The 17,834-nt window shown below is 56.6% G+C and carries 19 protein-coding genes and 1 tRNA gene; 4 read left to right on the forward strand and 16 right to left on the reverse strand.

Features of this window, described 5'->3' with window-relative positions:
• The first annotated feature begins 52 nt into the window (after positions 1-52).
• Positions 53-679, forward strand: a complete 627-nt coding sequence (locus OZX71_RS07545) for a hypothetical protein (RefSeq protein WP_277146172.1) — start codon at positions 53-55, stop codon at positions 677-679.
• A 41-nt stretch (positions 680-720) separates the two neighbouring features.
• Here the strand turns inward: OZX71_RS07545 and OZX71_RS07550 are convergent, their stop codons facing one another.
• The 3 genes from OZX71_RS07550 to OZX71_RS07560 all read right to left on the reverse strand — a co-directional run bounded on the left by OZX71_RS07550 (position 721) and on the right by OZX71_RS07560 (position 4,597).
• Positions 721-1,692, reverse strand: a complete 972-nt coding sequence (locus OZX71_RS07550; RefSeq protein ID WP_277146171.1) for a tetratricopeptide repeat protein — start codon at positions 1,690-1,692, stop codon at positions 721-723.
• A gap of 137 nt (positions 1,693-1,829) precedes the next feature.
• The gene (locus tag OZX71_RS07555) at positions 1,830-2,837 is read right to left on the reverse strand and encodes a hypothetical protein (protein ID WP_277159875.1); all 1,008 of its coding nucleotides are present in this window, start codon (positions 2,835-2,837) and stop codon (positions 1,830-1,832) included.
• Positions 2,834-4,597, reverse strand: a complete 1,764-nt coding sequence (locus OZX71_RS07560) for a hypothetical protein (RefSeq protein WP_277159876.1) — start codon at positions 4,595-4,597, stop codon at positions 2,834-2,836. The genes OZX71_RS07555 and OZX71_RS07560 overlap by 4 nt, the downstream gene beginning before the upstream one ends.
• A 307-nt stretch (positions 4,598-4,904) precedes the next feature.
• On the opposite strand from OZX71_RS07560, the gene OZX71_RS07565 reads away from it, so the two are divergent.
• Positions 4,905-5,870: an FKBP-type peptidyl-prolyl cis-trans isomerase gene (locus tag OZX71_RS07565; protein ID WP_277159877.1), complete on the forward strand. Its 966-nt coding sequence runs from the start codon at positions 4,905-4,907 to the stop codon at positions 5,868-5,870.
• A gap of 229 nt (positions 5,871-6,099) precedes the next feature.
• Here the strand turns inward: OZX71_RS07565 and nucS are convergent, their stop codons facing one another.
• From nucS to metA, 12 genes are all read right to left on the reverse strand, one after another.
• Complete coding sequence (gene nucS, locus OZX71_RS07570; protein ID WP_277159878.1) at positions 6,100-6,936, reverse strand: endonuclease NucS; 837 nt, start codon at positions 6,934-6,936, stop codon at positions 6,100-6,102.
• Between the two features lie 37 nt (positions 6,937-6,973).
• On the reverse strand, positions 6,974-7,252 hold the full coding sequence (locus OZX71_RS07575; RefSeq protein ID WP_277159879.1) for a type II toxin-antitoxin system YafQ family toxin: 279 nt from the start codon (positions 7,250-7,252) through the stop codon (positions 6,974-6,976).
• Complete coding sequence (locus OZX71_RS07580) at positions 7,245-7,517, reverse strand: type II toxin-antitoxin system RelB/DinJ family antitoxin (RefSeq protein ID WP_277146165.1); 273 nt, start codon at positions 7,515-7,517, stop codon at positions 7,245-7,247. The genes OZX71_RS07575 and OZX71_RS07580 overlap by 8 nt, the downstream gene beginning before the upstream one ends.
• Positions 7,518-7,675: 158 nt before the next feature.
• Positions 7,676-7,969, reverse strand: coding sequence for a F0F1 ATP synthase subunit epsilon (locus OZX71_RS07585; RefSeq protein WP_277159880.1), 294 nt, complete (start codon positions 7,967-7,969; stop codon positions 7,676-7,678).
• Positions 7,969-9,462 carry a F0F1 ATP synthase subunit beta gene (atpD, locus tag OZX71_RS07590; RefSeq protein ID WP_277156820.1) on the reverse strand — a complete coding sequence of 498 codons (1,494 nt, stop codon included), beginning with the start codon at positions 9,460-9,462 and terminating at the stop codon, positions 7,969-7,971. Before atpD ends, OZX71_RS07585 begins: the two co-directional genes overlap by 1 nt.
• Before the next feature lie 8 nt (positions 9,463-9,470).
• On the reverse strand, positions 9,471-10,469 hold the full coding sequence (locus OZX71_RS07595; RefSeq protein WP_277159881.1) for a F0F1 ATP synthase subunit gamma: 999 nt from the start codon (positions 10,467-10,469) through the stop codon (positions 9,471-9,473).
• A gap of 3 nt (positions 10,470-10,472) precedes the next feature.
• Positions 10,473-12,101 (reverse strand): F0F1 ATP synthase subunit alpha, encoded by a 1,629-nt coding sequence (atpA, locus tag OZX71_RS07600; RefSeq protein ID WP_277146161.1) that lies wholly within the window; start codon positions 12,099-12,101, stop codon positions 10,473-10,475.
• An 89-nt stretch (positions 12,102-12,190) separates the two neighbouring features.
• Positions 12,191-13,018 carry a F0F1 ATP synthase subunit delta gene (locus OZX71_RS07605; RefSeq protein WP_277159882.1) on the reverse strand — a complete coding sequence of 276 codons (828 nt, stop codon included), beginning with the start codon at positions 13,016-13,018 and terminating at the stop codon, positions 12,191-12,193.
• A gap of 78 nt (positions 13,019-13,096) precedes the next feature.
• Positions 13,097-13,630 (reverse strand): F0F1 ATP synthase subunit B, encoded by a 534-nt coding sequence (locus OZX71_RS07610; protein WP_277146159.1) that lies wholly within the window; start codon positions 13,628-13,630, stop codon positions 13,097-13,099.
• A 60-nt stretch (positions 13,631-13,690) separates the two neighbouring features.
• Positions 13,691-13,918, reverse strand: coding sequence for an ATP synthase F0 subunit C (gene atpE / locus OZX71_RS07615; RefSeq protein WP_277146158.1), 228 nt, complete (start codon positions 13,916-13,918; stop codon positions 13,691-13,693).
• A gap of 153 nt (positions 13,919-14,071) precedes the next feature.
• A complete protein-coding gene (gene atpB / locus OZX71_RS07620; protein WP_277146157.1) occupies positions 14,072-14,887 on the reverse strand; it encodes a F0F1 ATP synthase subunit A in 816 nt (271 codons plus the stop codon).
• 286 nt (positions 14,888-15,173) lie between these two features.
• Positions 15,174-16,220, reverse strand: a complete 1,047-nt coding sequence (gene metA, locus OZX71_RS07625) for a homoserine O-succinyltransferase (RefSeq protein WP_277159883.1) — start codon at positions 16,218-16,220, stop codon at positions 15,174-15,176.
• Positions 16,221-16,326: 106 nt separating this feature from the next.
• On the opposite strand from metA, the gene OZX71_RS07630 reads away from it, so the two are divergent.
• A tRNA-Met gene (locus OZX71_RS07630) sits at positions 16,327-16,403 on the forward strand.
• Positions 16,404-16,553: 150 nt separating this feature from the next.
• Here the strand turns inward: OZX71_RS07630 and OZX71_RS07635 are convergent.
• Positions 16,554-17,309 carry a hypothetical protein gene (locus OZX71_RS07635; protein WP_277159884.1) on the reverse strand — a complete coding sequence of 252 codons (756 nt, stop codon included), beginning with the start codon at positions 17,307-17,309 and terminating at the stop codon, positions 16,554-16,556.
• 149 nt (positions 17,310-17,458) lie between these two features.
• Between OZX71_RS07635 and OZX71_RS07640 the strand changes: the two genes are divergently transcribed.
• Positions 17,459-17,701 (forward strand): helix-turn-helix domain-containing protein, encoded by a 243-nt coding sequence (locus tag OZX71_RS07640; RefSeq protein ID WP_277159885.1) that lies wholly within the window; start codon positions 17,459-17,461, stop codon positions 17,699-17,701.
• Positions 17,702-17,834: the final 133 nt, after the last annotated feature.

A 17,834-nucleotide genomic window follows, 5' to 3' on the forward strand; every position in this document is an offset into this window, starting at 1 on the left:
AGCATAGCACCGCAGCCGACCAAACGGCGTGGCATCCGTCTAGACTTGATATATGGCTCCTGAAATGAACGACTTCGAATTCGACCGGCGGTTCTTCTGCCGAACCATGCCTGCGGAACTGGACGACGGCAGCGCGCCGACACTGATTGTGCAGAGCTACTACGTGCACTCCGACAACTACGCGCTGCGCGTGCGTCTGTTGAGCCGGAAAAACCGCATCGAGATGGACGCCGACACCGATGCGATGGCGGTGCTCGACCAATATCGTGACGATTTCTCCGAGGCGTCGGTGGCCATCAAGGGCCCGTCTGTGGGCGGCACGCGCTACGAGGCGGAGCGCGAGATCGATGCCAACATCGCCGCTGAGCTGATCAAACGCGGCGGCGAGGTCATCATCAAAAACCGCTTTGCGGCCTGGATCGGCGAGGACGGCTGGGACATCGACGTCTTCGGCGGATTGAACGCGCCGCTGGTGGTGGCCGAGGCCAAACGTTCGCGGCCGGTCACCAACCTCATCATCCCTGATTTCTGCGTCACCGAAATCACCGATCAGGCGCGGTTCTCCAACGACGGGCTCGCCGGCAGGCCGTTTGCGACCTGGAGCGAGGACTTCGAGCAAGAACTGGCCAAGCAGGGCCCGCATTTTGAGCAGATCTACGGCCGCAATCGGCACGAATAGACGACCGCTGAGGCATTTACGACCGCAATCGGCACGAATAATTAGTACATCAACGTGGACAGGCGGCGGCGAGCGGCCTTCAAGCGCGGGTCGTCCGGCGCGGGAATGGCGAAGTACTCGAGCAGGCGCTTGCGCACCGGCTCCAAATCGGCCTTGTGACCGGCCGCGAGAAAATCAAGCAGGCGCGAGAACGCGTCCTCGATCTGGCCGCCGATCATGTCGATATCGGCGACGGCAAGCTGGGCGTCGACATCGTCGGGATGCTCGGCCGCGGCGGCGCGGACCACGCGCACATCCGCGCTGCCGGAACGCGCCAGCAGCAATGCCTTGGAACGTTCGCGGGCGGCCAGGGTATCGTTCGGATTCGCTTCAAGTACTTGAGCATAAGCCTCGGCGGCACCGGCATAGTCGCCGTCGGCCGCGAGCTGGTGGGCCTGCTGATGCTCCGGCGGCACCTGCTCGGCCGCATCCGCTCCCTCACCGGCAGCAGCATCGGCATCCGGATCGCCGGAATACGGCGCGGTGCCGGTGACTCCGGCCTGTTGGGCCAACTGCACGATCTGCGGCAGCAAGGTGTCGCTGATCTGGCTCAATTCCTCGTCGCTCGGCAGCCCCTCGAGAATCGGCATGGGCCGGCCTCCGATAAGCGCGAACAATGCAGGCGCGCCCTTGATCTGGAAGGCCTGGGCGATACCAGGTTCCGCGTTGATATCGATACGGGCCAGCTGCAGCTGCCCTTTCATCCCATTGATGGTATCCCCGAGTTTTTTGGCCATCGCGAACAGGCGGTCGTCAGTGGGAATCCACAGCAACAGCACCACCGGATAGGTGGCGGAGGTCTGCAGAACCGCTTGGAACGTGGATTCGGTGACGTCGATGACATAGCCACCTGCGCTCGGCGCACCGCCGGCCTGACCCGGCTCGGCCTGCACCTGATGCTTGATCGAACTCAAATCAACCGCACCCGCCAATGAAATGCCCGGATTCGTCCCTGAATTGTTTGCTGCTGCCAAAAGTGCCTTCTTTCTCGCTGCGTCGGCTCGACACAGGGGTCACTATCTATCCGATACGCGTATAAACACCATCTAATCTACCTGCCGCCCGCCCCGCAGGACACCGCTTTGTCTGATGGCGGACCGGGGCCGATGATCTAGAGCGCTTCGACCTTGATCGGCTGACGTTCGGCACCTACCGCGACCACCTTTTTGCCTGACTTGGCCGGCGGCACGTAGAAGGCCAAGACGTTGACATACGTCACCTTCATCGTTCCGGTGGCCTTGCCCTGACCGAACAACGCGCGCTCGGCGTCGCTGGCCGGCTGCGATTCGCGTCCTTCGCCGGCGATACGGGTCCATTCCGAATTGATCTGCGAGACCACCAGGTCGCCGCCCTCGCTGGAACGCATCACCGCGATTTCGTTTTTGACCGGTGTGAACGTCTGGGTCTGCGTGCCATGGTTGCGTTCCATGCCCTGCTGGACCGTTGCGGAAAGTTTGTCAAGATCTTGGCGGAAATAATCGTTGCTGAATCTCGCCGCGAACTTGCTCTGCTGCCCGTGCGTCAAAACGTCCGCATACTCATCCACCGCCTGTTGCGGGGTCATCGACAATCCGGAATCATCCGGCGAACCCAAACTGGCACCGATTGAAGGAATGGCGAATTCCGGAAGCTTCGCCCCTTGGAACAGTCTCACCACGCCCCACAGTTTGTAATTGCTTCGCGGGCCCTGCTGAGTCATCACCAGAAGACGCTTGGACTGCTGGTCCTTTGTGGTGGTGGTGATCGAGAACACCGAACGCGGCCAACCCGACTGGGTGGGAATAATCGTCTGCGCGATGTCTTTGGGAATGGTGGCCTTGGGGTCGAGCGCACCGGTGGCCTGGGCAATCGACAGCTCGCTGGTACGCACCTGTTGGGCCGGCCCGGTGACGCGTGCCGACAGTCCGTCCGGTTTTTTGGCGTTGTCCGAAGCGTCAAGAACGTCCAGGATCGACTTGCGTATCGCTTTTTCCTGGGCTTCGGTGATATCCGGAGTCTGGGTCGACGATTCGGCCCCTTGCGGTTGCGGGGTTTTCTCGCCGCACGCGGCCGCCCCGACCAGTGTGGCTGCAGCGAGCGCCACCGCCGTCAATGTTTTCAACAGTTTCTTCGTACTCATACGTTCTTTTCGTCCTCATTCACGGTCGGTGTTTCACTGGTTTGCTTCGACGTAGCGTTGGCGGCGTCGGCCTCACCGTTCGACGTTTCCGACGTTTCCGACGTTTCCGAAGAGAGACGGGCAAAATACGCACGCAGGTCACTCATTGAAATCACCGTGGTTTCGGCTTGCGCGTGGCCTTCGTCAATCAGCTCATCGGCACTTGAGGCCGTGCGGCCTTCGCCATTGCGGGCATCAGAGTGTTCAGCATTATCAGAGCCGGCGTTTCCTGCCGACTGTTGAAGAGACACGGATACGTTGGCATCTCTAAAGTCAGTGGTCTCTTTCTTGCGGCCATCAGTATTGTTGCCATTATTGAGATTACCGGCACTACTATCGTCGACACGGCTTGCTGTGGTATGCCGCGCGTGCCTTCCTACATGGGCCGGGGTCGCGGCGGCATCCGATTCGGTTTCCTGTTCCGGTTTGCCGCAATGGCGCCCGGACCGTTTCACGCCGTGATTCTTTTCATCACTATCGACTGCTTTCGCACCCTCAGCCAAGTGTTCAGAGTCCGTACCTGCAACCGTTTCGCCCTCACCGGAACGCTCAGGTTCAGAACTCTGAGGTCGAGCGGTTTCCGTTTTGTCGTCGTTACCGTCGGCATCGGCGTCGTCAACGTTATCCGTGCTGTCGTCGTTTCCATCGGTATCGTTCTTCATCTGCATATCGGCGACGAGATTGCGTCTGGTTGGATCGATGATACTGGGCGCCGAAAGTCCGGTTTCCGAAGTACCAGATAACAATGACCCCTCACCCGACGCAGCGTCAGCGCCGCCTTCGGCCCTCGACGCCTCGTCCGAAGCCCCAATGTCGGAAGGACGAATCTTATGAGAGGGACGATGGTTATGACTCGAGTGCGTCAGACTCGTCCGAAGCACAGCGATGCTTCCGGTCATGGCCTCGGAAATCGAGACTTCCTCGGCCTTCGCCTTCTCACGCTCCTCACGACGCTTCGCACGCTTGCGCTTGAACGATTCGTTGGCCATAATCGCAAAAATAGAAGCAGACAATATGGTCAGCACCCCGCATACGCCGGCCGCGACGAAGAACGGAAGCGCATGATTGGGCACCTGATCGCGCACCCAATGCATGGTGATGATGGCACTCGGTTTCGCCGATTTCTTGGGCGTCGCGCCCATGTCCACGACCATCACCTGATCGCTTCTCACATCATTGAGGTTCAGCTTGATGGCAGAGTCTCCGCACTTCACGCTCGTCCACATATCCGAATCCTTGAAAGCGACCTCATCGCCGCTTTTCGAGGTGTCGATCCTGGACCCTGTATCGGTTTTGGTGGAAAGCGCTTTCCAGCCATCCAGCCCGGTCACTCGTACATATTGCTGACCGGCCAGCCAGCCGGCGGCGTCTTTGGCATTGCCCAAGGCCACACAGGTCCGCGCGCTAGATTTTGCTGTCTTCGTTTTATCGGAGCGGGATGCGGCTTTTGCCCGGTCGCCGTGAGTGCTCACTTCTACATCGACGGATTTGGCGAGTAGATTCAACATCCCGGAATCAGTGACGACATAACGGGTTCCGGAAACCGAGGTAGTCGCACTGACCTCACGCGCCGGCTTCCAAACGGTCATGTTCAAGGTGCCCAAGACGATGAACAACACCGCAAGAAGGCCGAAAATCGGCGCGACAACGCCACGCATGATCACCGCGTGTCTGGTCGGCTTTGCGTTGCGCTTATTCTTTTTATCCTGTTGTGAAGTCATATTGCCTTATATTCTACAAGGTCTATCCGATAGAATTCTGTGAGCGATTATCACGGTATTACATTATTGCATACAGAGTAAATCACACTTTTAGGTCCGATTATGTGATTTACTCTGTAAGCTCACGACGAATACAAAGCAAATCACACTTTTGAGCCGAATTCTGTGATTTACTCTGTATCGCAGGGATAGATACAGAAAAAATCACATCTCCACCATGGCCAATCACCATCAGCCAGCCGACGATATCGGCTCAGCCATCTCCGACTATGCGCTAAATCAAGGTTCAGGGCTAATGTGGTGAACCATGAGCAACAAACACCCCCGAACATTCGGCCGCATGCTCGCAGCGGCTTGCGCCATCGCCCTGTCATTCGGCTTGGTCGCCTGCGGGTCGGGCAGCGACAACAGCAAATCCGCCGATTCCTCTTCCGACACGCAGATGGCCGGAGTCAAGGCCACCGGAACGCTTGGCAAAAAGCCGAAAATCACTTTCCACACCCCCATGACCGTGGTCAATAATTCCTATGCCGTACTGCAAAAAGGGAATGGCGCCGCAATTAAAAAAGACAATCACGTCTGCATCCAAGGCATCGCGCTGAACGCCAAGGACGGCAGCGAGATGATCAGCACCTGGGAGAAGAACACGCCCGACTGCTCGATGGTGATGAACGAGGACGGCGCGGGCAAAACCTATTACAACGTGCTCAAAGACCAGAAGATCAACTCGACCATCGCTTTCGGCGTCAACGACCACAACAAAGCCAGCACTTCGTACATCATGGCGATCACTCTCGTTTCGCAATCCAAGCCGCTGACGAAGGCCAAAGGCACCAAGGTGACCGACGTTCCTGCCGACCTGCCGAAGGTGACGCTCGACAAAAAGGGTGCGCCTTCCATTGATTTCAACGGTTACAAACCAGGCAATGATCTCGTCGTCCAGCCGCTGATCCGCGGCACGGGCAAGAAGGTCGCCGAAACAGACACCATCGACGCGCATTACACCGGCTGGGTGATGGACAAGGACGGCAAGCCGTCGAAGTTCGATTCCTCGTGGGATCGCGGCAAGTCCTCGCAGTTCTCGCTGCAGCAGGTCGTCGACGGTTGGAAGAAGGGCCTTGCCGGTCAGACGGTCGGCTCTCAGGTGCTGCTGGTCGTCCCCCCGGATTTGGGTTACGGCAAGACCGCACAGGCCAAGATTCCCGCCAATTCGACGCTCTACTTCGTGGTCGACATCCTCTACGATTACGGAGCCACGCAGACGGCTCAGTGAGTCGGTCGCCGAAATTCGACAAGTAGTCTGAGCGCACACCAGACCATAGAAATTCCCGAGCATTCACCATCGTGTGATGTTCGGGAATTTTCATATCATAACAAAGCGCCGGCTGAAATACAGCGAAATCGGACAAAATCATCAGCGCAATGCCAACGCACGAAACCAAGGCACGAATCCATATCATGCAAATTCATAGAATCGCAAGCCTGCCCGACGTTGGTCTGCCTCAGAACAGACGCAGGCTGTCGTCGTCAGTACCTTTCATGTCCTCGTAGTCGAGGATAAGGCAATCAAAACCACGCGCAGTGGCCAGGACTTTGGCCTGCGGGGTGATCGTCTGGGCGGCGAACATACCACGAACCGGGGCGAGCAACGGATCCTTGTTGAGCAGCTTCACGTAACGGGTGAGCTGTTCGACACCGTCGATGCCGCCATGACGCTTGATCTCGATGGCGACGTGCTGGCCGGCCCCGTCGATGGCCATGATATCGACCGGGCCGATCGGCGTGGGGTATTCGCGGCGCACCAGTTTCGCTCCCTTGCCGATCCGCTCAATCTGAGCGGCCAGATAATACTGGAGATGGTCTTCCACACCATCCTTGGTCAGGCCCGGATCCTCTCCCAGATCGTAGGTCTCGTCGGAATAGACGTGCTGCACCGTCACTTCGAGCACGTCGGTCGACTTCTGCGAGGCGACGCGAAAGACCTTTTCGGGCAATGGTTCGGCAGCTACATCAATGTTTATCGCCGCGTCGACGGTGGTTTGCACGGTGCTATCCCCAACAGCGCCTTCATCCGAATCCGCCATCGCTTCGGTTTCAGTCGCTTCTTTTGGTGTAGTCGAAGCATTTCCTTCCTCGCCGTTCTCAGCCTCATTTTCGGGCGTCACCTCACGGATCGTACAGGGCGCTGCCATCCAATTGAGCGGCTTGTAGGAACCGAGTTCGGAGAAAATCAGCAGGCTCTGGTCGGCCTTGATCATGAGCACCCGCTTGGCCATGGGCAGCGAGGCGTTGAGCCGCCCGGAGTAGACGGCGGAGCAGTCAGCAACAATAATTCGCACGCTGGCTACCTTACCCGAGCCTCTAGGCGAAAAGGGCTCACAATAAAGTGTCGTGAGTTCCGGTGCGTGTGAGAACTATGGTAATCGTCTCTTTTATTTTCTTGTACACCAAAAGCCAATCGCCTTCGATATGCAATTCACGATACCCTTGCAAAGCCCCGGTAAGTTTATGGTCACGGTAATGCCCCGCCAATAAATCTATGTCATTGCTTGTCAAAGCATCGAGAGCTTTATCCATCTTCGTCAAGTCTCGATGCAGCTTTCGCATCTTGTTGATATCACGATCGAATTGTTTCGTGGTACGAAAGCTATACATGGCGTATCCTCGACTTCACTTCCTCGAGACTCATCGGTTCACTCAGCGGCTCATCTTCAGTTGCCAACACAGAACGCTCAAACGAAGTCTGAGCCGAGGGCTGGAATGGTATACGCTGTTCACGCACGGCCTGGGCCACAAACATGTTGACTGCACTGCTGAAATCAAGGCCCATGCTGCGGAAAAGGCGCTCACCTTTTTCTTTGAGTCCTGAATCCATACGCAATTGCACACGAGATACTGGAGATGATGCTGCGTTGCTCATTATTGCCTCACTTTGTTTATTTAGCTCTAAAATTACAGCAAAGAACAATAATAAGCAAATTAAGACAATATAATCACCAGAGAATATGCAAAAACGGAGGCACCGAACGTATCGATGCCCCCGCTTTATTGACGAAAGTTGCCGACGAACCGGACGAACTACTCTGCCGCTTGTGTCGGATCCTTCTTGGTGTCGACGCCGGTTTCGACGGCGATAGTCAGCTTGTTGGAATCGAAGGACGCGAATCCGTCGGTCACCTCGAAGCTGTGACGGTTGCCGCCAACGTCAATGGCCGAAACCGTGCCCTTGTCGATCACCGTCAGAATCGGCTCGTGGTCGGGCAGAAGGCCCATGCCACCCTCGCTGGCGGGGATGGAAACGGACTTCGCGACGCCGCTCCACAAGGGACGGTCGGAAGCGACGATATTCACTTTCATCTGCGAGCCAGCCATCACGCATATTCCTTCTGCATGTCGTGCCACTTGTGCTCGAGGTCGTCGATACCGCCGATGCCGCTGAACGCCTGTTCGGGCACGTCGTCATACTTGCCGTCGCAAATGCGCTTGAACGCTTCGACCGTTTCGTCGGCCTTGACATAGGAGCCTTCCAAGCCGGTGAATTTCTTCGCGACATAGAAGTTCTGGCCCAGGAACTGCTGGATCTTGCGGGCGCGGTTGACGGTGGTCTTGTCTTCCTCGCCGAGCTCGTCGATACCGATCAGGGCGATGATGTCCTGGAGCTCCTTGTTGCGCTGCAAAATCGCCTTGACGCGGTTCGCGGTGTCGTAGTGCTCCTGGCCCACATAGCGCGGATCGAGGATTCGCGAGGTGGAGGAGAGCGGGTCGACGGCCGGGTAGATGCCCTGGGAGGCGATGTCACGAGAGAGCTCGGTGGTCGCGTCCAAGTGAGCGAAGGTCGTGGCCGGGGCCGGATCGGTGTAATCGTCGGCGGGCACGTAGATGGCCTGCAACGAGGTGATCGAGTGGCCGCGGGTCGAGGTGATGCGCTCCTGCAGGGAGCCCATCTCGTCGGCCAGGTTCGGCTGATAGCCCACAGCGGACGGCATACGGCCGAGCAGCGTGGAGACCTCGGAGCCCGCCTGCGTGAAGCGGAAGATGTTGTCGATGAAGAGCAACACGTCCTGGTTTTCAACGTCGCGGAAGTACTCCGCCATCGTCAGGGCCGTCAGCGGCACGCGAAGACGCGTCCCCGGAGGCTCATCCATCTGGCCGAAGACCAACGCGGTCTTCTCCAAGACGCCTGCGTCGCCCATCTCGCCGATCAGGTCGTTGCCCTCACGGGTGCGTTCGCCGACGCCGGCGAACACGGAGACGCCGCCGTGGTTCTGCGCCACGCGCTGGATCATCTCCTGAATCAGCACGGTCTTGCCGACGCCTGCGCCGCCGAACAGGCCGATCTTGCCGCCCTCGACGTACGGGGTCAGCAGATCGATGACCTTGATGCCCGTCTCGAACATCTTGGTTCGGCTCTCGAGCTGGTCGAAGGCCGGCGGATTGCGGTGGATGGACCACCGCTGCTTGATCTCGATATGCTCGTCGGGCTTTGCGTTCAGAATGTTGCCCGTGACATCGAATACATGTCCCTTGGTCACGTCGCCGACCGGCACCTCGATAGGGCCGCCCGTATCGGTGACCGTCGCACCGCGCACGAGGCCATCGGTAGGCTTCAAAGCGACGGCGCGCACCGTGGAATCACCGATCTGCTGCTCGACCTCAAGGGTGATCTCCTTGACGGTCTCGCCTTCGGTGTCTCCCTCGTTGCCGATCTTGACTTTCAGGGCATTGTAGATGTCGGGCAGGTGCCCCGCCGGAAACTCGGCGTCGATCACCGAACCCTGGACGCGCGTCACACGTCCGGCATTCAAATCGTTCGCCTTGTCGGCGGAGGTCGCGCTGGACTGAGCCGTTGACTCGTTTTGTGCCATAAGCGTTCCTACTCTTCCTCTTTGTTCAGCGCGTCTGCGCTGCTGATTATCTCAGTAAGTTCCTGGGTGATCGAAGCCTGGCGAGAAGCGTTGAGCTGGTGCGTCAGGGTATCGATCAGGTTGTTGGCGTTGTCTGTCGCGGTGTGCATGGCGTTCTGCCTGCTCGCCGTCTCAGAGGCGGCCGCGGTCAACAGGCATTCATGGATACGCGACTGCACGTACTTCGGCAGAATCGCATCCAAGACCTTGTCGATGTTCGGCTCGAACGTGTAGAGCGGTGACATCTGATCGCTTTTCGCTACAGCTGTCACATCTCCGCCCGTAGTAGCCACCGAGGAATCGGACTGCCCGCTTTCGGTTTTGGCGTCGGACTCGGCAGTGATATTGACATCTGCCTGGTTGTCGCCGTTCCTGACCAGTTCGACCGGCAGCATCCGCAGCACACGGACCTTCTGCACCACCATGTTCACAAATTCCGTGAAGACGATATACAGCTCGGAAACACCGCCCTGCGCAGCCGTTTTCATATAGTCGTCCAACAGCCGGTTGGCGATTTCCCTGGCGGTCTCGGCGCCCGGCTGGTCGGTGTTGCCTTCCCATGTCGCCGCGATCTGACGATTGCGGTATTGGTAATAGGAAACTCCACGGCGACCGTAAACGTACAGCAGAGGCTGCTTGCCCGCTTCGTCGAGGCGAGCGAGCAACGATTCCGTCTCGCGGATGATCGACGAGGTATAGGCACCGGCCATACCGCGGTCCGACGTCAAGGCGAGAACGGCGACCCGAGGGTTGTGTTCCGTGGACTTGACAATCGGATGATCAATATCGGTATGTGCGGCCAGCGCCTGGACGGCATCGAAAATCGCGTCGCTGTATGGCTTCGCGTTGAGCGCGACAGAGCGTGCCTTGGCGATATGCGAAGAAGCGATCATCTCCTGCGCGTTGAAGATCTTGCCCAACGACGTGGTGGAGGTGATGCGTGATTTCAATCCGAGTTGCGAAGCCATGGGTTACTTATCACCCGCCACAATCTTTTCCTGCTCAATCTTGGTGGCAGTGGTGGCAACCGGCGACTTTACGACCAACGGCTTGCCGGCCTTGGTCACATAGTTCTCGCGGTATTTCTCGACAGCTTCATCCAAAGCCTTCTCCGTGTCATCGGTGAAGTTCTCGGTGTCGCGAATCGTCTTCAAGATATCGGTGTTGTGCTCAAGATAGCCCAACAGGCCATGCTCGAACGGCAGCACGTCGGCAATCTCGAGATCATCGAGCTTGCCGTGGGTGCCGGCCCACACGGAGACGACCTCCTGCTCCATCGAATACGGCGAGAACTGAGGCTGCTTCAACAGCTCGGTCAGGCGCGCGCCACGCGTCAGCTGCGCCTTGGAAGCCGCATCCAGGTCAGAGGCGAACATCGCGAAGGACTGCAACGAGCGGTACTGCGCCAGCGAGATCTTGAGCGTGCCGGAGACCTTCTTCAACGCCTTGGTCTGGGCCGCGCCACCGACGCGGGAGACCGAGATGCCGACGTCCACTGCGGGGCGCTGATTGGCATTGAACAGGTCGGACTGCAGGAAGATCTGGCCGTCGGTGATCGAGATGACGTTCGTCGGGATGTAGGCGGACACGTCGTTCGCCTTCGTCTCCACAATCGGCAGACCGGTCATCGAACCGCCGCCAAGATCATCGGAGAGCTTGGCGCAACGTTCGAGCAGACGGGAATGCAGATAGAAGACGTCTCCCGGGTAGGCCTCACGCCCCGGCGGACGACGCAGCAGCAGGGAGATCGAACGGTAGGCCTCGGCCTGCTTCGACAGGTCGTCGAAGACGATGAGGACGTGCTTGCCGTGATACATCCAGTGCTGGCCGATGGCCGAACCGGTGTAGGGGGCGATGTACTTGAAACCTGCGGAATCGGAAGCCGGGGAAGCCACGATGGTCGTATATTCCATCGCGCCCGCCTCTTCAAGGCTCTGACGCACGGAGGCGATCGTGGAGCCCTTCTGGCCGACGGCCACATAAATGCAGCGCACCTGCTTCTTCGGGTCGCCGCTCTCCCAGTTGCTCTTCTGGTTCAAAATCGCATCGATCGCGATGGCCGTCTTGCCGGTCTGGCGATCGCCGATGATGAGCTGGCGCTGACCACGGCCGATCGGTGTCATCGCGTCAATGGCCTTCAACCCCGTGGAAAGCGGTTCCACAACGGGTTGACGATGCATCACGTCCGGGGCCTGCGCCTCGAGAATTCTGCGGCCTTCGCTTTTGATTTCACCCAAGCCATCGATCGGTTTGCCCAGAGGGTCAACCGTACGCCCGAGGTAGCCGTCGCCGACCGGTACGGACAGCACCTCTCCGGTGCGCCGTACCTCCTGGCCTTCCTCGACACCTGCGAAGTCGCCGAGGATAACCACGCCGATCTCACGGGGATCAAGGTTGAAAGCCAGGCCGAGCGTGCCGTCTTCGAACGTCAGCAGCTCGTTGGCCATGCAACCAGGCAGTCCCGTTACGTGTGCGATGCCATCGCCGGCCGTCGCGACATAGCCCACCTCTTGGGTGGGAGTGTCGCTGGGCTTGTACGAATCGACGAAATCGTCGAGGGCCTTTCGCACATTCGCAGGATCAATGGTAAGTTCTGCCATGATCACTCCTTATTGATTAATTTGTTGACTGATAAGTCTTTGGACAGGCGCTTTATTCAAACGCCCTGTTTTCTTCTGCGATGTGCCATTCACATCTCCGTACTCACTTTTCGTCGCAGCTGCAACAGCTGGGCGGCAACGGTGTTGTCCGTGACGTCCGCCCCGATCTGCACACGCATCCCGCCCAAAACCGAGGGGTCGACCGATGAATTGATATGCACCGGACGGCCAAGCCTGGACGAGTAGATTGCGGCGAGCCGCTTGATCTGGGTCTGGTTCAACGGCGTGGCCGTGGTGACGGTAACCATCGATTGCCCCATATGACGGGTGAACTTGGCGATAAGCCACTCAAGAGTCACGAGGAAACGACGATGACGCGGATTGGCAACGGCATGTTCGGCCAACCTCATGGTCACCTTGTTGAGCTTCGAGCCCTCGAAAACCGTGTGAAGGAGGTCCAGACGCGCCTTGGCCGGTGCAAATTCGTCGGAAAGTTTGGAACGCAGCACCGACATCTTGAGCAACGCGGAACGCATTTCCGCCAATTCGATGGAGACCGTTAGAGTACAATCGGTCGCATCGGCGTAATACATCATTGCGTCAACGGCAAAATCCTCAACGGCGTTGGCGATATCTCTGACCCGGCTCCAATTACGCGAGACCAGATCGTCGAGAATATCCACCGTCAAAGGATCGGCCTGGTCGGCAAGAATCGCATTGATCAACGCCTTCTTGTCGGCGGTGGGCCGAGAAGGATCGGTAAGTGAACGCTCCACCCGGGCGTCATGGTCGAGCAGATTGGTGACGACGAACAGCTCCTCGCCGATTCTCCACGCGCCCGTCCCCTTGTCCCGCAATTTCGGAGCCAGAGAATCGCGCGAAGTGCGATCAGCGCTGAGTGACGCTTCTCCTCGCATTGTTCACCTCACCTTCTTTGGATGAATACTGCTTCAAATCCATGTGCCGCAACATATTCCGTTGGTTGATGGAACACATCACTTCGTATTGTCTGTTTTCTTGTCGAGATCGTCGATCATACCGTCGAGCATGTTGGTCTGCACGTCGCTGTCCTCGAGCTTGGCACCCAGGATTTTGCCGGCAAGAGCCGTGGCCAATGTACCGACCTCGCTCTTCAACGTCACCATCGCCTGCTGTTGCTGCGAGGCTATCGAACGCTGGGCGTTCGCGGTGATCTGCTCGGCTTCCTTGTCCGCACGGGTGTGGGCGTCGGAAATGATCTTCGTCGCCTCGCCGCGGGCGTCGTCGGTGATCTTGGAGGCATCGACACGGGCATGGTTGAGTTGGTCCTCATACTTCTTCTTGGCCAAGTCCGCATCTTCCTTGGCCTTTTTGGCCTTGGCGATGTTGCCTTCGATCTTTTCGGCGCGCTCGTCGAAAATGGCGTTGAACTTCGGCATAAAGAATTTGTAGAAGAACACAGCGACTATGGCAAGAATGATCAGGGACCATACGATGTCATAGACCTTCGGAATAAACAGGTTGATGCCCTTCGAGGCAGCAAATGTCATCGTGATCTCCTTTCATCGTTCGTTTTCGTCATTGTTTTCGCTTGCCGCTGGTTGTCTTTTTCAGAGCACCAGAGCGGCGACGAAGCCGAGCAGGCCGAGAACCTCGACCAGTGCCAAGCCGATGAACATGATCATCTGGATCTTGCCGCTGACTTCGGGCTGGCGTGCCGTGGACTCCATGGCCTTGCCGAAGAGAATGCCGAGGCCGAGGCCCGGGCCGAGGGTGGCCAGGCCGTAGCCGATAACGCTCAGGTTGCCAGAAACCGCTGCGAGAGTGATGATATCCATTTGTTTTCCTTTCCAGTGCCGTGTCGGCATTAAAAAAACCGGTACAACTTTGGTTACTGCTTTGTTCAATTGTAAAAATTTATTGTTTGCGTCCTGTGCCGTTCTTTCGGCAAGGCCGCCTTATTGTCGTTGTCTTGATCTGACTGTTTTTGGCTATTCCGCCTCCGGGTAACTCAGGTTGATATAGACCGTCGCAAGAATCGAGAAGACGTAGGCCTGCAGGAACGCTACGAAGACCTCGAAAAGCGTCATTACGATGCCGCCGAGGAACCACGCGGCCCCCACCGGGATGCCGACCATCTTGTTGGCCGACTCGATCATCCAGAACTGGGCGAACGCCAGGCAGGTGGCAACTGTAAGGTGGCCGGAAATCATGTTGGCGAAAAGTCGAATCGTCAGGGACGCCGGGCGGATGATGACCAACTCGAGCAGCTGAATCGGAGCCAGAAGGATGTAGACCGGCCACGGCACCCCAGGTGTGAAGCACTCGTCGCGGATGTAGCCCCAAAGTCCCTTTTCACGGCACGCAGCGACCCAATACTGCACCAATACCCAGATGGCGAAGACCAAAGGCATGGTGATGGTGGCCGTCGCGGCCATATTGGCCCCGGGAATGACACCGAAAAGGTTAAAGAAGAAAATCGTGAAGAACAGGGTGGTGATCATCGGCACGTAACGCTTGCCGCGCAACTCGCCCATGGTCTCGTAGACCACGCTGTTGCGTACGAAGTCCATGCCGAATTCGATCAGACCCTGCCAACGGCCGGGAATGAGCTTGGCACGTGCCGCGGTCAGGCCCAAAATGATGAGCAAGAGAATCGTAGCGACGATGCGGATGAGAATGATGCGATTGATAGCAAATGGCGTGCCCTGGAAAAGGATTTCCGGAGGCAGGAAGTCGTTGACACCCGGCAAATCCGCACCGGACGCCGACGCCAACACCATATTCGCGCCAACAGCTTCGATCATGTGCCCTCCCCGATTTATCTTGAGGCTACCAGTCTATTCCATCTAAAGGAAATGAAAATGCATCGTTCCGCGATTCGACGCGAATTGGCGACAATTCCACTTCTTTTGGTTTTCCAGCGACGAGAATCATGCGGGGCTTGACGCATCCGGCACGACCCTCAACTCCGAATGGCCGCTGATGATTGTACGTCGTTTACCCGAAAAATGTAAATATCGTCACAATTAATTTCGATATTAGCATTCATAGATAGGTATCAACACCAATAAACAGCATATGTCGCATATCTCACTTTTCTGTCGTATCCGGGACAACCCCATACCCATCATTTACCAGTGGTTTGAAACAATCGTTGCGCGGCATGCCGGGCTCATGTCGAATGGAACGATCGGTACCCAATTTTTTCTCTGCGCGAAGTTTCGGAACCTCTTTGAGGTCATATGGGGTGGTTTCGTAAACCCAGTTGAGCCAGTTGCGCCAGAGCAGATTCGCATGGGCGCGCCACGAGAACAGCGGCTCCATCATGGGGTCATCGTGCGGGAAATAGTTGGCAGGGAACGGCACGTTCGTAAGGCCTTTGGCTTTGTCACGCTCGTATTCGTCACGCAAGGTGTACTTGCCATACTCCCAATGGCCAAGCACAAAGACCTCGGAAAAATCACGGGCGGCGATAAGCCCGGAACCGGTCTGCGGCCCCCAGGTGAGCACCTGCAAATCCTTGTTCGCCGCGATATCGTCCTCGTTCATGCCGGCGACACGCGAATGAGGCTGCAACGAAATCTCGTCGAACCCGTTGGTGATAAAGCAATACTCATCCTGCAGAAATTGCGGGAACACGCCGAAAAGTTTTTCTTTGAAATTTTGCTTGCGGATTCCGTAACGGTAGTTGAGGCCTGCCATCGCGCCCCAGCACAGGTACATCGTCGAAAAAACGTGGGTCTGTGCCCAGTCGAGGATCTGCGTCAACTCATCCCAATAATCGACCTGTGCGAAATCCAGCTGTTCCACCGGAGCGCCGGTGACCACCAAACCGTCATAATAGTTGTCTTTGAACGCGTCGAAATTCTCATAGAACTTGAGCAGGTGATCGGCGCTGACGTGGGTGGACTCATGGGTCGAGGTCTTCATGAAATCGATGTCGACCTGCAGCGGGGACTTGGAAATCAAACGCAGCAGCTGCGTCTCCGTCTCGATTTTCTTGGGCATGAGGTTGAGAATGACCAACTTGAGGGGACGGATTTTCTGCTGTTCCGCCTCAGGCTTTTCGATGGCGAATATCCGTTCGCTCTCGAGTATTTCACGCGCAGGCAGTCCGCTGGCAATCTTGATAGGCATGATTCCATTATGGCCGCAAATCTCCCCTCATAGCAAAAAACTCGCCGAAAATTTGACATTTGCGTCATTATCCGTAATCTAGATTATTGCTGTCTTAAACAGCCGTCGCGGGGTGGAGCAGTTCGGTAGCTCGCTGGGCTCATAACCCAGAGGTCTTAGGTTCAAATCCTAACCCCGCTACCAAAAGCCCGGAATTCCAAGGATTTCCGGGCTTCATTATTTTTCGATAACGCAAAACTGAGCGTAAAACTCAGCGATAGATTCAGAAGATTAGCATGGAAGGCAATGACGCTATAATCCGTAATCCAGATTCCGTGAAGCACCATTATTCTTTTAGGCTTGATGATTCCTGTATATTCTGACTCCTGCGAGCACTAGAATATTGTGGATTGACATTTGCTGCTCAGGAGCAATGATGCGCTTATCACCTCTACCCTCCAACGGCCGTCCATCAAATATGTATCCCTGGTTCTCAAGCCCTTTCAACATGGATTGAAAATATTCCGTGGACATGATCAGTGCTTTATCTTTACCGTGCTGGTCTTCAAGCTTTTCGAATGATTCATAGTTTTCCATCAGTACCGACACTCCAGGATCAGTATCACCCGATGCCCGTTTTTCCTGAATTCCCCGCATATATCGGAATATCGGTAGTTTACGGCTCAACTTTCTATTGTCATGCTTATTCTCAAGCCTTATCCCGCATGTGCTTTTGATGAGTTCCTTGTTCTGGAGCTCGTCCCAAACGGCTTCGAGAGCATCAAGCGTCTTGTCTTTGCCATACTTCCCCAGACCTTTCTGTTTCAGGAAGTCTTCTCCGGTCAGAGAGCTTTTATCTGAATCTCCTGCACATATAGGGCATCTATCAATGGCGTACTGCCCCTCTCTTATCTGGACGGGTAGAACCGGGGAAAATGGGCCGACTTCGCTGCCTCTTATCCCATCGGTAATCTGGTTTTTGGCCGAGATGATCCGGTCCAACCCTTCGGACAGGTAGAATTCGGCGAGGATCGGACGCCTGCCTTGAGGGCATTTCGCGCACTCGATATCAATCTTGGAAAAGACCGTCGTATCATACGAGCCAACCATATACCCACTCTCCTTGGTTGCAGATTATTATTTAATTGCTATACTAGTTTTAGTCGTTTTGACGGGGTTTGCGACTCTAGAGAGTCACCGTGCAAGTTGTCCCCGCCGACGGGTGCCATAACGTGGGCACCTCTCCTTAGGAGAGGTGTATGTCTAAAAAAGGCACAAAAGACGCGGTCATAGCTGCATCGCGTACCGCGCAACCGACAACAGATCATATCGTAGATACGATTACTGCTCAAAAGTATATCGGTGTATCAGCTGGAACGCTACGCAATTGGCGCAGCAGGGGCCTTGGCCCCCGATATATCAAATACGGCCGCATGGTACGCTACCGTATTGCAGATCTCAACAAATATGTTGAGAAGCACATGGTAGGTGGTCGCCGATGATCACTACGTCGAACCTCCTAATAATTACCATCCTGTTGCCGATCGCTGTGCAAATGGATCGAGGCCAAGGCCGTCGAATCCCTTACGCGCCAAGCCCTACGGGCTTGTCAACCGGTACCAGCGAGGGTGCCTC

It is taken from the genome of Bifidobacterium sp. ESL0764, assembly GCF_029395515.1.
Lineage (GTDB): Bacteria > Actinomycetota > Actinomycetes > Actinomycetales > Bifidobacteriaceae > Bifidobacterium.

Excerpts from the sequence above, each read along its gene's own strand:
- OZX71_RS07545 (WP_277146172.1), top strand. The coding sequence starts at position 53 with ATGGCTCCTGAAATGAACGACTTCGAATTCGACCGGCGGTTCTTCTGC.
- OZX71_RS07555 (WP_277159875.1), bottom strand. The coding sequence starts at position 2,837 with ATGAGTACGAAGAAACTGTTGAAAACATTGACGGCGGTGGCGCTCGCT.
- OZX71_RS07560 (WP_277159876.1), bottom strand. The coding sequence starts at position 4,597 with ATGACTTCACAACAGGATAAAAAGAATAAGCGCAACGCAAAGCCGACC.
- OZX71_RS07565 (WP_277159877.1), top strand. The coding sequence starts at position 4,905 with ATGAGCAACAAACACCCCCGAACATTCGGCCGCATGCTCGCAGCGGCT.
- OZX71_RS07575 (WP_277159879.1), bottom strand. The coding sequence starts at position 7,252 with ATGTATAGCTTTCGTACCACGAAACAATTCGATCGTGATATCAACAAG.
- OZX71_RS07580 (WP_277146165.1), bottom strand. The coding sequence starts at position 7,517 with ATGAGCAACGCAGCATCATCTCCAGTATCTCGTGTGCAATTGCGTATG.
- OZX71_RS07585 (WP_277159880.1), bottom strand. The coding sequence starts at position 7,969 with ATGGCTGGCTCGCAGATGAAAGTGAATATCGTCGCTTCCGACCGTCCC.
- atpD (WP_277156820.1), bottom strand. The coding sequence starts at position 9,462 with ATGGCACAAAACGAGTCAACGGCTCAGTCCAGCGCGACCTCCGCCGAC.
- OZX71_RS07595 (WP_277159881.1), bottom strand. The coding sequence starts at position 10,469 with ATGGCTTCGCAACTCGGATTGAAATCACGCATCACCTCCACCACGTCG.
- atpA (WP_277146161.1), bottom strand. The coding sequence starts at position 12,101 with ATGGCAGAACTTACCATTGATCCTGCGAATGTGCGAAAGGCCCTCGAC.
- OZX71_RS07605 (WP_277159882.1), bottom strand. The coding sequence starts at position 13,018 with ATGCGAGGAGAAGCGTCACTCAGCGCTGATCGCACTTCGCGCGATTCT.
- OZX71_RS07610 (WP_277146159.1), bottom strand. The coding sequence starts at position 13,630 with ATGACATTTGCTGCCTCGAAGGGCATCAACCTGTTTATTCCGAAGGTC.
- atpE (WP_277146158.1), bottom strand. The coding sequence starts at position 13,918 with ATGGATATCATCACTCTCGCAGCGGTTTCTGGCAACCTGAGCGTTATC.
- atpB (WP_277146157.1), bottom strand. The coding sequence starts at position 14,887 with ATGATCGAAGCTGTTGGCGCGAATATGGTGTTGGCGTCGGCGTCCGGT.
- metA (WP_277159883.1), bottom strand. The coding sequence starts at position 16,220 with ATGCCTATCAAGATTGCCAGCGGACTGCCTGCGCGTGAAATACTCGAG.
- OZX71_RS07635 (WP_277159884.1), bottom strand. The coding sequence starts at position 17,309 with ATGGTTGGCTCGTATGATACGACGGTCTTTTCCAAGATTGATATCGAG.
- OZX71_RS07640 (WP_277159885.1), top strand. The coding sequence starts at position 17,459 with ATGTCTAAAAAAGGCACAAAAGACGCGGTCATAGCTGCATCGCGTACC.